The sequence below is a fragment of the Herbaspirillum sp. Her4 genome (genome assembly GCF_057961335.1).
The window spans coordinates 1,460,758-1,473,293 of the sequence record NZ_CM176330.1; the positions used below are offsets into that span (position 1 = coordinate 1,460,758).

General features: G+C 64.0%; 10 protein-coding genes. All 10 read left to right on the plus strand.

Annotated features, from left to right (window positions below; translation table 11 throughout):
- Window positions 1–1,170, plus strand: a complete 1,170-nt coding sequence (gene mraY / locus ACWFUC_RS06670; protein ID WP_034329301.1) for a phospho-N-acetylmuramoyl-pentapeptide-transferase — start codon at window positions 1–3, stop codon at window positions 1,168–1,170.
- A 119-nt stretch (window positions 1,171–1,289) separates the two neighbouring features.
- A complete protein-coding gene (murD, locus tag ACWFUC_RS06675; RefSeq protein ID WP_489624440.1) occupies window positions 1,290–3,488 on the plus strand; it encodes a UDP-N-acetylmuramoyl-L-alanine--D-glutamate ligase in 2,199 nt (732 codons plus the stop codon).
- A complete protein-coding gene (ftsW, locus tag ACWFUC_RS06680; RefSeq protein WP_134135692.1) occupies window positions 3,485–4,759 on the plus strand; it encodes a putative lipid II flippase FtsW in 1,275 nt (424 codons plus the stop codon). Before murD ends, ftsW begins: the two co-directional genes overlap by 4 nt.
- Window positions 4,756–5,838: an undecaprenyldiphospho-muramoylpentapeptide beta-N-acetylglucosaminyltransferase gene (murG, locus tag ACWFUC_RS06685; protein ID WP_489637510.1), complete on the plus strand. Its 1,083-nt coding sequence runs from the start codon at window positions 4,756–4,758 to the stop codon at window positions 5,836–5,838. Before ftsW ends, murG begins: the two co-directional genes overlap by 4 nt.
- Window positions 5,835–7,262, plus strand: coding sequence for a UDP-N-acetylmuramate--L-alanine ligase (gene murC, locus ACWFUC_RS06690; RefSeq protein ID WP_039790435.1), 1,428 nt, complete (start codon window positions 5,835–5,837; stop codon window positions 7,260–7,262). Before murG ends, murC begins: the two co-directional genes overlap by 4 nt.
- Entirely contained in the window at window positions 7,259–8,263 is a 1,005-nt protein-coding gene (locus tag ACWFUC_RS06695; RefSeq protein ID WP_489624442.1) for a D-alanine--D-alanine ligase, read from the plus strand. Before murC ends, ACWFUC_RS06695 begins: the two co-directional genes overlap by 4 nt.
- A 28-nt stretch (window positions 8,264–8,291) precedes the next feature.
- Window positions 8,292–9,062, plus strand: a complete 771-nt coding sequence (locus ACWFUC_RS06700) for a cell division protein FtsQ/DivIB (RefSeq protein WP_121042532.1) — start codon at window positions 8,292–8,294, stop codon at window positions 9,060–9,062.
- A gap of 10 nt (window positions 9,063–9,072) precedes the next feature.
- Window positions 9,073–10,305, plus strand: a complete 1,233-nt coding sequence (gene ftsA / locus ACWFUC_RS06705; protein WP_008334543.1) for a cell division protein FtsA — start codon at window positions 9,073–9,075, stop codon at window positions 10,303–10,305.
- A 338-nt stretch (window positions 10,306–10,643) separates the two neighbouring features.
- Window positions 10,644–11,834, plus strand: coding sequence for a cell division protein FtsZ (ftsZ, locus tag ACWFUC_RS06710; RefSeq protein ID WP_034329320.1), 1,191 nt, complete (start codon window positions 10,644–10,646; stop codon window positions 11,832–11,834).
- Between the two features lie 194 nt (window positions 11,835–12,028).
- Window positions 12,029–12,535, plus strand: coding sequence for a peroxiredoxin (locus ACWFUC_RS06715; protein WP_034329321.1), 507 nt, complete (start codon window positions 12,029–12,031; stop codon window positions 12,533–12,535).
- The last annotated feature ends 1 nt before the right edge of the window (window position 12,536 follow it).

Sequence of the window (12,536 nt, forward strand, 5' to 3'; positions counted from 1 at the left end):
ATGCTGGTCTGGCTCGCACAGAATTTTCAACAGGATTTCGGCTTTCTGCGCCTGTTCAACTTCATCACCTTCCGCGCGGTGTTTGCCACGCTCACGGCCCTGCTGATCGGCATGATCGCCGGCCCGGCCGTGATCCGCATGCTCACCCGCATGAAGGTCGGTCAGGCCGTGCGCCAGGATGGTCCGCAGACTCACCTCATCAAGTCCGGCACCCCGACCATGGGCGGCGTGCTGATCCTGATCGGCATCGGCATTTCCACCTTGCTGTGGGCCGACCTGTCCAACCGTTTCGTGTGGATCGTGCTGATCGTCACGCTCGGTTTCGGCGCCATCGGCTGGGTCGATGACTACCGCAAGGTGGTCTATCGCGATCCGGAAGGCATGCGCTCGCGCGAAAAATATTTCTGGCAATCGCTGATCGGCCTGGTGGCCGCGTTCTACCTGGCCTTCTCGGTATCCGAGGTGAGCAACATGAAGGTCTTCGATCTCTTCGTCGCCTGGGTGCGTTCCGGCTTCAGCCTGGACCTGCCGCCCAAGGCCGACCTGATCGTGCCCTTCTTCAAGACCGTGACCTATCCGCTGGGCGTGTGGGGTTTCATCGCGCTGACCTATTTCGTCATCGTCGGCACCAGCAATGCGGTCAACCTGACCGATGGCCTGGACGGCCTGGCCATCATGCCGACCGTGCTGGTCGGTGCGGCCCTCGGCCTGTTCGCCTACCTGACCGGCAATGCGGCCTATGCCAAGTATCTGTTCATCCCGCACATCCCGGGGGCCGGCGAACTGCTGATCTTCTGCGGTGCCATGGGCGGCGCGGGGCTGGCCTTCCTCTGGTACAACGCCTACCCGGCGCAGGTGTTCATGGGCGACGTCGGCGCACTGGCGCTGGGCGGTGCGCTGGGCACCATCGCGGTCATCGTGCGTCAGGAAATCGTGCTCTTCATCATGGGCGGCATCTTCGTGGTGGAAACGCTCTCGGTGATGATCCAGGTGGCCTATTTCAAGTACACCAAGAAGCGCTTCGGCACCGGCCGCCGCGTGCTGCTGATGGCACCGCTGCACCATCACTACGAGCAGAAGGGCTGGAAGGAAACCCAGGTGGTGGTGCGTTTCTGGATCATCACCATGATGCTGGTGCTGGTCGGCTTGTCGACGCTGAAGCTGCGGTAAACAGGCGATATGAACAAAAACGGCAGCCCTTGTGAAGTATGGCAAGCGCTGCCTTTGTGGTTGGCAGGGCAGTCCCTGCATGGCAAGAAACAAGTGAAGAAGTGAGTCTGGAAACAACGATGAATTACTCGGGCAAACACGTTCTGGTGCTCGGACTCGGCGAGTCCGGCCTGGCAATGGCGCGGTGGCTGGTCTACTGCGGCGCCGGCGTGCGCGTGGCCGATACCCGTGGCGAAGCGGCCCTGGCCGAGCGCCTGGCCGCCTTGCGCGCCGACGCGCCCGAGGCGCAGGCCGTGCTGGGCCAGCCCTTGTCGCCGTCCTTGCTTGATGGAATCGATTTCGTCGCCGTCAGTCCCGGCCTGGCACCCGAAGGCGAGCTGGCACCGCTGATGCCGGCCATTGCCGAACGCGGCCTGCCGCTGTGGGGCGAGATCGAATTGTTTGCGCAGGCGCTGGCCGCCTTGCGCGAAGAGACCCTGTATCAACCCAAGGTGCTGGCCATCACCGGCACCAACGGCAAGACTACCGTGACCCGTTTGACCGGCCTGCTGTGCCAGCGCGCCGGCCTGTCGGTGCAAGTGGCGGGCAACATCAGCCCGGCCGCCCTGGATGTGCTGCGCGAAGCGGTCATCAAGGACAAGGTATTCCTGGCCGAACTGGCCGAGCAGGATGCGATCGCCGCCGAACAGGCTGCCGCCGAAGCTGAAGCGCAAGCCGCGCAGCAGGCCGTGCTGGATGCCCAGCAGGCGGCCGAAGCCGAGAAGCATCGCCGTGCCGCCGCCAGCATCGAGGCGGCCGCTGCGATTGCGGTGCCGGTGTTGCAGGCGCAGCCGCAAGCAGACGCGCCGGTCTCCGCATCGGAATCTGAACCCGCGCCGCAGATGGATCTGCTGGCGACTGCGGAGCAGCAGCCGGTGGCAGAGCAGGAAGCAGGACAGGAGAACGTACAGGATTCTGTACCAGCTTCTGTGCAGGAATCTGTACCGGAAACAGGACAGGAAACAGGACAGGAAACAGGACAGGAAACAGGACAGGAAACTGCACTGCAGCCGGCACCCGAGACCGCGCATTCCGCCACCGAAGCCTCCCCCGATGACGCCGAGGCAGCCAGCTCCGCCGCGCACGAAGCGCCGGAGCCGGCTGTCGCGGCCACGCTGGACGTCGCTTCCGACGCGATCCCGCAAGCCGAGATCGACGCCCCGGCGACCACTGGCGAGGCCATGAACCTGGGCGACTTCATGGAAGTCTCGCGCAAGGCCGAGGAAGATGCGCTGGTGGAAGTCCCGCCACCGCCGCCGCCCGAGCCGACCTATCGCGGCTCGATGCCGCAAGCCTGGGTGCTGGAGCTTTCCAGCTTCCAGCTGCACACCACGCACAGCCTCCAGCCGCACGCCGCCACCGTCCTGAATTTGACCCAGGATCACCTGGACTGGCACTGCAGCATGGAGCACTATGCCGCCGACAAGGCCCGCATCTTCGGCCAGGATACCGTGCGCGTACTCAATCGCGATGACGCCCTAGTGATGGAGATGAGCGCCGCCGCCGCGCCGCTGTCCACTTTCGGCCTGGATGAACCGTCCACGCCCAACAGCTTCGGCCTGGTCAACGACAACGGCATGCTGTGGCTGGCCAATGCCTTCGTGCATGAAGATGACGAAGTGCCGGAGGGCAAGCGCCGCCGCAAGCAGAAGGACATGCTGCCGCCGCCGGTGACCGTCAAGCGTCTCATGCCCGCCGATGCCCTGCGCATTCGCGGTGCCCACAACGCCATGAATGCGCTGGCCGCACTGGCCCTGTGCCGCGCCATCGACCTGCCGATGGCACCGCTGCTGCATGGCCTGCGCGAGTACACCGGTGAGCCGCATCGCGTGGAACTGGTCGGCGTGATCCAGGATGTCGAATACTACGACGACAGCAAGGGCACCAATGTCGGTGCCACGGTGGCCGCGCTCAATGGCCTGGGGCTGGGCGGCCGTCCCAATCGCATCGTGCTGATCGCCGGTGGCGACGGCAAGGGCCAGGACTTTTCGCCGCTGGACCTGCCAGTACAGAAATATGCTCGTGCAGTCTTGCTGATCGGCCGTGACGCTCCTGCCGTGCGCGCCGCCCTGGCCGACAGCGGGGTCGAGCTGATCGATTGCGCCAGCCTGGAAGCCGCCGTGGAAAAGGCCGGAGAACTCGCCACCGCCGGCGACATCGTCCTGCTCTCGCCGGCTTGCGCCAGCCTGGACATGTTCCGCAACTACGCCCATCGCGCCGAAGTCTTCGTGGATGCGGTGCGTGAACTGGCGCTCTCGCGCGGTGAGGTGCTGGCATGAAACTGGGCCTGTCTTCCGTGCGCAGCTGGCTGGGTGGCTTGAAAGAAGCCGCGCCGGCGGCCGCCGGCCGCGCCCAGGGTGGCCGCAGTGGCCGTGGCAGCGCATCGGGCAGCATCGGTTTCGAGCAGCGTTCGCGCATGATGGAATACGACCAGCCGCTGATCTGGGTGGTGCTGCTGTTGATGCTGTTCGGCATGGTGATGGTCTACTCGGCCTCGGTGGCGCTGCCGGATTCGCCCAAGTACGCCTCCTATTCGAATTACCACTTCCTGATCCGCCAGGCGATCTTCATCGTGCTCTCCATCATCGCGGGCGCGCTGGCCTTCCGCGTGCGTATGGAGACCTGGCAGAAGTGGGCGCCCTATCTGTTCGCGATCACCCTGATACTGCTGTTGATGGTGCTCATTCCTGGCGTCGGCAAGGGCGTCAACGGTGCCAAGCGCTGGCTCTCGCTGAAGGTCATCAACCTGCAGCCCTCCGAACTGATGAAGCTCTTCATCGTGCTGTACGCCGCCGACTACACGGTGCGCAAGCAGGCGGTGATGCACAAGCTGGTCAAGGGCTTCTTCCCGATGGCGGCCGCCGTCGGCCTGGTGGGCTTGCTGCTGCTGCTGGAGCCCGACCTCGGTGCCTTCGGCGTGATCGTCTGCATCGCCATGGGTATCCTGTTCCTGGGCGGCATCAACGGCGTCTGGTTTGGCGGCATCGGTGCCACGCTGGTCGGGGTGTTCTCGCTGGTCATCGTGACTTCTCCGTGGCGGCGCGAGCGTATCTTTGCCTACCTGAATCCGTGGGAAGAGGAAAACGCACTGGGCAAGGCCTATCAGCTGTCGCACTCGCTGATCGCCTTCGGCCGTGGCGAGCTCTTCGGCGTGGGCCTGGGCAGCAGCGTGGAAAAACTGCACTACCTGCCGGAAGCGCATACCGACTTCCTGCTCGCCGTGATCGGCGAGGAACTCGGTTTCGCCGGCGTGCTGGTGGTGGTGCTGCTGTTCTACTGGCTGGTCAAGCATGCCTTCGAGATCGGCCGCCAGGCCATCGCGCTGGACCTGACCTTTGCCGGCCTGGTGGCCAAGGGCATCGGCATCTGGCTGGGCGTGCAGGCCTTCATCAACATGGGCGTGAACCTCGGCCTGCTGCCGACCAAGGGCCTGACGCTGCCGCTGATGAGCTATGGCGGTTCGGGCGTGCTGCTCAATTGCGTGGGCCTGGCCATTCTGCTGCGCATCGATTACGAAAACCGGGTGCTCATGCGCGGAGGCCGTCTATGAACGCGCCCCGCACATTGCTCATCATGGCCGCCGGTACCGGTGGCCACATCTTCCCCGGCCTGGCCATTGCCGACACCATGCGTGCGCGTGGCTGGCAGGTGAGCTGGCTGGGCACCACGCACGGCATGGAGCGCGAACTGGTGCCGCGCCATGGCGTGGAGATGGACAGCATCGTCTTCGCCGGCCTGCGCGGCAAGGGCCTGATGCATACGGTCAAGGGCGTGTGGCGCCTGGCGGCAAGCTTCTTGCATTGCCATGCCATCCTCGGCCGCCGTCGCCCCGATGTGGTGCTGGGCATGGGCGGTTACGTTACCGTGCCGGGCGGCATGATGGCGCGCCTGCGTGGCAAGCCGCTGGTGCTGGTCAATGCGGATGCGGCCCTGCTGCTGTCGAACAAGACCCTCACGCCGATGGCCACCAAGGTGCTGTTCGGCTTCCCTGCCGATTTTGGCAAGGCAGCGGACAAGGCCGAGGTCACCGGCAATCCGGTGCGCAAGGAAATCATCGCGCTGCCGCAACCGGCCCAGCGTTACGCCGGCCGCAGCGGCCCGCTGAAGATCCTGGTGGTGGGCGGCAGCCTGGGCGCCAAGGTGCTGAACGACAACGTGCCGGCGGCGCTGGCAAAACTGCCCGCCGAGTTGCGTCCGCAGGTGACGCATCAATCGGGCAAGCAGCACATCGCGGCCTTGCGTTCAGCGTATGAGGCGGCAGGCGTGCAGGCCGAAGTGGTCGATTTCATCGACGACATGCCGCGCCGCTATGCCGAGGCTGATCTGGTGATCTGCCGCGCCGGCGCGATCACCGTCTCCGAGCTGACGGCAGCGGGCGTGGCCAGCGTGCTGGTTCCCCTGGCGGTGTCGACCACCTCGCACCAGATCGACAATGCCAAATGGATGGCACAGAACAAGGCGGCGATTCACCTGCCGCAACGCGAACTGACGCCGGATCACCTGGCCGGTTTGCTGCAGAAACTGGACCGCGCTGCATGCCATGCCATGGCGCAGGCGGCGTACGAACAAGGCCGGCGCGATGCCAACGAGGCAATCGCGCGCGTGCTGGAAGGACTGGTAACACCATGAAGCATCGCGTCAAGAATATCCATTTTGTCGGCATCGGCGGCTCGGGCATGAGCGGCATTGCTGAAGTCTTGCTCAACCTGGGCTACGGCGTCTCCGGCTCGGACCTGGGCAGCAACGCCGCCACCCAGCGCCTGGCGCAGCTGGGTGCCAGCATCCGCTATGGCCATGCAGCCGAGAACATCGAGGGCGCTGACGCCATCGTCACCTCCACCGCCGTCAAGGGCGACAACCCGGAGGTGCTGGCCGCGCGCAAGAAGCACATCCCCATCGTGCCGCGTGCGGTGATGCTGGGCGAACTGATGCGCCTGAAGAAGGGCATTGCGATTGCCGGTACGCACGGCAAGACCACCACCACCAGCCTGGTGGCGAGCGTGCTGGCGCAGGGCGGGCTGGACCCGACCTTCGTCATCGGCGGCCGCCTCACCAGCGCCGGCGCCAATGCCAAGCTGGGGACCGGTGAATTCATCGTGGCCGAGGCCGATGAATCGGATGCGTCCTTCCTCAACCTCACGCCCGTGATCGAAGTCATCACCAACATCGATGCCGATCACATGGAAACCTACAACCATGATTTCGCGCGCCTGAAGCAGGCCTTCGTCGAGTTCACCCAGCGCCTGCCGTTCTACGGCGTGGCCGTGCTCTGTCTCGACGACCCGCACGTGCGCGAGATCATGCCCATGGTCTCCAAGCCCATCCTCACCTATGGTTTCCATGAAGACGCCGATGTGCGCGCCATCGATGCCAAGGCGGTCGACGGCAAGATGGAATTCACCGTGATCCAGGACGGCTACGCCCCCATGCAGGTGAGCCTGAACCAGCCCGGCATGCACAACGTGCAGAACGCTTGCGCCGCCATCGCGATTGCGCGCGAACTGGACGTGGACGATGCCGCCACCCAGAAAGCACTGACCGAATTCAACGGTGTGGGCCGTCGCTTCACGCGTTATGGCGAAGTGCCGATCACCGATGCGCAGGGCAATCCGGCTGGCCATTTCACGCTGGTGGACGATTACGGCCACCACCCGGTCGAGACCGCCGCCACCATCGCCGCCGCCCGTGGCGCTTATCCGGGGCGCCGCCTGGTGCTGGCCTTCCAGCCGCATCGCTATACCCGCACGCGCGACCTGTTCGAGGATTTCGTCAAGGTCCTGTCCTCGCCCGATGTGCTGGTGCTGGGCGAAGTGTATTCGGCCGGTGAAGCGCCCATCGTGGCCGCTGACGGCCGTTCGCTGGCGCATGCGCTGCGTGCGGCAGGCAAGGTGGAGCCGGTCTTCGTGGATGACATCGGCGACATGCCCGAGACCATCCGCAATGTGGTGCGCGATGGCGATGTGGTCATGACCATGGGCGCGGGATCGATTTCCGCCGTACCCGGCCGCCTGGTGGCGCAAGCCGGTGGCAAGAACGAACAGGGGGCCGCATGATCAGCCAAGACCAGATCAAGGCCTTCGGCCGTGTCGGCGTGCTCTTCGGCGGCCGCTCCGCCGAGCGCGAAGTGTCGATGATGTCGGGCAACGGTGTCCTGCAGGCCTTGCGCAGCAAGGGTGTGGATGCGCATGCCTTCGACCCGGCCGAGCGCAGCCTGGGTGAATTGCAGGCCGAGAAATTCGACCGCGTCTTCATCGCCCTGCATGGCCGCTATGGCGAAGACGGCACGCTGCAAGGTGCGCTGGAACAGATGGGCCTGCCCTATACCGGTCCCGGCGTGATGGCCTCCAGCATCGCCATGGACAAGATCATGACCAAGCGCATCTGGCTCTCGCACGGCCTGCCGACGCCGCGCTTCCTGAGCCTGGATGCCAAGGCCACCACGCGCGAGCAACTGCGTGTTGTCCCTGATGAGCTGGGCCTGCCCTTGATGCTGAAGGCCCCGCACGAAGGCTCGACCATCGGCATTGCCAAGGTGAATGGTTATTCCGACATGCAGGTGAGCTTCGACATGTGCGCCCGCTACGACAGTGTGGTGCTGGCCGAGGAATTCATCCGTGGCCGTGAATTGACGGTGCCGGTGCTGGGCAAAGGGCGCGATGCACGGGCCTTGCCGATCATCGAGATCTGCGCGCCGGGTGGCAATTACGACTATCAGAACAAATATTTCACTGACGACACGAAATATTACTGCCCCGCCCCGCTGGATGAGGAACTGACGCACCACATCCAGGATCTGGCGGTACGGGCCTTCAATGCGCTGGGTTGCCGCGGCTGGAGCCGGGTCGACTTCATGCTGCGCGAGGGGGATGGCAAGGCCGAGCCTTACCTGATCGAAATCAACACCTCGCCCGGCATGACCGGCCATTCCCTGGTGCCGATGGCGGCCAAGGCCGTGGGCCTGAGCTATGAAGACCTGTGCTGCACGATCCTGCAGATGGCGTCGCTGGACATGACGCCCTCGAAGGACTGGACGCCGCAGGCGGGCCAGCCGTAATGGCCCGGGTTTAAGGAAGAACGCGTCGATGTGGCAGGACGTCAAGATGCTCAACGCCATCAGCAGTGCGCTCATTGCGCTGGTGCTGCTGGCCCTGGTGGCATCAGGTTTATGGTGGGTAGCGCAGCGCCCGATGTTTACGCTGCACACGATACGCATTGAATCCTCCGGCGACATGCCGCTGGAGAAGGTCAATGCGTTGACGGTGCGGGCGACCGCGGTGCCGCGCATCCATGGCAATTTCTTCACCGCCGATCTGACGGCGGTGCGGGCGGCCTTCGAAGCCGTGCCCTGGGTGCGCAAGGCCATGGTGCGGCGTGAATGGCCGGACCGGCTGGTGGTGAAGATCGAGGAACACAAGGCCCTGGGCACCTGGGGCGAGGATGGCAAGCTGCTCTCGCAGAAGGGTGACGTGTTCACCGCCAACCTGGCCGAGGCCGAGGACGACGGTGACCTGCTGGAGTTCGATGGCCCGCCCGGCAGCGAGAAGCAGGTGGTGGCGCGGCTGGCGCTGTTTCGCCAGTGGTTCGCGCCCATCAAGCTGGAGCCGGAGTCGCTGGTGCTCTCGAACCGCTACGCCTGGACCGTGCGGCTGGACAACGGCATGACCGTCGAGCTGGGCCGTGACCAGGGCGATGCGGTGTTGAAGGAACGGGTGGCGCGGCTGGTGGCGGTGTATCCGCAGTTGCTGGAACGATTGCAGGGCAAGATAGAAAGCGTCGACTTGCGCTATCCCAACGGGATGGCCCTGAAGGCAGATGGAATGGTGCTGGCGGCAATGAACGGGAAAAAGAAATAAGCGGAATGCTATGACAAAAGACGCAAAAAATCTGATCGTCGGTCTCGACATCGGCACCTCGAAAGTGGTGGCGGTGGTGGCCGAGGTGCTGCCCGATGGCCGCCATGAAGTGATCGGGCTGGGGCAGTCCGAATCCAAGGGGCTCAAGAAAGGCGTGGTGGTCAACATCGAGGCCACCGTCGAATCCATCCAGCGCGCGCTGGAGGAAGCCGAGCTGATGGCCGACTGCAAGATCCGCAATGTCTACACCGGCATTGCGGGCAGCCACATCCGCAGCTTCAACTCCAGCGGCATGGTCGCCATCAAGGACAAGGAAGTCACCGCGGCCGACGTCTCGCGCGTGATCGAGACCGCCAAGGCGGTCAACATCCCGACCGACCAGCAGCTGCTGCACACGGTCCCGCAGGAATTCATCGTCGACAACCAGGAAGACGTGCGCGAGCCCATCGGCATGAGCGGCATCCGCCTGGAAGTGAAGGTGCACATCGTCACCGGTGCGGTCTCTGCCGTGCAGAACATCGTCAAGTGCGTGCGCCGCTGCGGCCTGGAAGTGTCGGACCTGATCCTGCAGCCGATGGCTTCGGCCGATTCGGTGCTGACCACCGACGAGCGCGAGCTGGGCGTGGTGCTGGTCGACATCGGCGGCGGTACCACCGACGTGGCGGTCTTCACCGAAGGGGCGATCCGCCATACCGCGGTGATCCCCATTGCCGGCGACCAGATCACCAACGACATCGCCATGGCCCTGCGCACCCCGACGCTGGAAGCCGAAGAAATCAAGCTGCGCTATGGCGTGGCCAAGCAGATCCTGGCCGATCCGACCGAGACGCTGGAAGTGCCCGGCCTGGGTGACCGCAATCCACGTACGCTCTCGCGCCAGGCCTTGGCCGCCGTGATCGAGCCGCGTGTGGAAGAGCTGTTCGCGCTGGTGCACCAGGTGGTGCGCGAGTCGGGTTATGAAGAGGTGCTGTCTTCCGGCATCGTGTTGACCGGTGGCTCGGCGATGATGCCGGGCATGACCGAACTGGCCGAAGACATTTTCCTGAAACCGGCACGCCTGGGCACGCCTGAATACAGCGGCCAGCTGGCCGACGTGGTGCGCAGCCCGCGCTACTCGACCGTGCTGGGCCTGCTGCAGGAAGCCAAGAAACAGTATCTGCGCGGCTACATCGTGACGCGCCAGGAAGGCTCGGTGAAGGCGGTCTGGCAGCGTATGAAGGAATGGTTCCTCGGCAATTTCTGATGGATTCTCATCGGCTGCCACGAGCGGCCGGTGGTGAATGCATCAGGATGTAAAAGCATTGGTCGTTGCTGGCGGTTCGGTTGTACGGTTCTGGCAGTAAAAAATTGATGAGAACGGCAGCAAATTTGCAGCAGTGTTTTCTTAGAATAGCGGTATCAAGGCTTCAAGAATTTAAGGTTTCAAGGCATCAGTCGCATCATTGGCAGCATCGGTATCAGCATCAACAAGAAACAACAGGGAAGCACACATACGGACAGCAGTGATCAGTTGCTAGTCGTCACACCGCGTGATGCCTATCAACTGCCAGCTGCAGGACACATATATTTTAAGGAGTCATCATGGAAATCGATATGGTCGACAATGCGACGCTGGGTACGATCATCAAGGTCGTGGGCGTGGGCGGTGCTGGCGGCAATGCCGTGCAGCACATGATTAACAAGGGTGTGTCCGGCGTCGAATTCATCGCCGCCAATACGGATGCCCAAGCACTGAAGCAATCGAAGGCGCACAACGTCATCCAGATCGGTGATACCGGTCTGGGCGCCGGCATGCAGCCCGACGTCGGCCGCCGCCTGGCCGAGGAAACCCGCGCCCGCATCGAAGATTCCCTGCGCGGCGCGCACATGGTCTTCATCGCCGCCGGCATGGGTGGCGGTACCGGCACCGGTGCCGCTCCGGTGGTGGCGCAAGTGGCCAAGTCGCTGGGCGCACTGACGGTGGCCGTGGTCTCCAAGCCCTTCTCCTACGAAGGCCAGAAGTGCATGGACATCGCCGACGCCGGCCTGGAAGAGCTGACCCAGCACGTCGATTCGCTGATCATCATCCTCAACGAAAAGCTGGAAGAGATCTACGAAGACGACAGCATGATCGAATGGCTGTCGCACGCCGATGACGTGTTGAACAACGCGGTGGCCGGTATCGCCGAAATCATCAACGTGCCCGGCCACATCAACGTCGACTTCAACGACGTCAAGACCATCATGGGCGAGCAGGGCAAGGCCATGATGGGTACCGCAACCGCTGCTGGTGTGGACCGCGCCCGCGTGGCCGCCGAGCAGGCCGTGGCTTCGCCGCTGCTGGATGGCATCGACCTGTCCGGCGCGCGCGGCGTGCTGGTCAACGTCACTGCCAGCCGTGGCCTGAAGGGCAAGGAAATCAAGGAAGTCATGGCCACCGTGCGCGCCTTCGCGGCACCGGACGCCTCGATCGCCCAGGGCATCGCCTACGATGACAGCATGGGTGACGAGATCCGCGTGACCGTGGTGGCCACCGGCCTGGGCCGTGCCCGCAAGGCCGTGCAACTGGTGCAGACCCCGGTCATGCGCACCGGTACCCACAACGAGCCGATGATGGCCGTCGGTGGCGTGATGCCGCAAGGTAACGCGCAAGCCGGTGGTGCTACCTTCGGTGGCCTGAAGGCCCCGGCCGTGTGGCGTCGCGAGTCGGCTTCCGACACCGTGCGCGCCCTGGAAAAGAACGGCATGGAAACCTACGACATCCCGGCCTTCCTGCGCAAGCAGGCAGACTGATCGTCGTTGGTCACGGACGGCCGCTCGCTTCACAGCAGGCCGCTCCGTTCCAAGGCATACTAACGCCGCGCCACGTGCGCGGCGTTTTTTCGTGCGCAGCGTGCCGGCAACTCATCTGCTGAATCGATCAATCGCGGCAGATGCATCTGTTTCACCACTTAATTCACAGTCCTACAACCAGACGAGGAAACACCATGACCATCAAGATCGGCGACCGCCTGCCCGAAGGCACCCTGACCGAATTCATCGAGACCGAGACCGAAGGCTGCAGCCTGGGCCCCAACGCCTTCAAGGTGTCGGACCTGGTCAAGGGCAAGAAGATCGCGCTGTTCGCGCTGCCGGGCGCCTTCACCCCGACCTGTTCGGCCAAGCACGTGCCGGGCTACATCGCCCTGGCTGACCAGTTCAAGGCCAAGGGTGTGGATGAGATCTGGTGCATCTCGGTCAACGATGCCTTCGTCATGGGCGCCTGGGGCCGCGACCAGAAGGCCACCGGCATCGTGCGCATGCTGGGTGATGGCAGCGCCACGTTCACCAAGGCCTTGGGCATGGAATTCGACCTGACCGAACGCAACATGGGCGTGCGCTCGCAGCGCTATTCCATGCTGGTCGAAGACGGCGTGGTCAAGCAACTGAATCTGGAAGCCCCGGGCAAGTTCGAGGTCTCCAACGCGGAAACCCTGCTGGGCCAGTTGGGCTGAT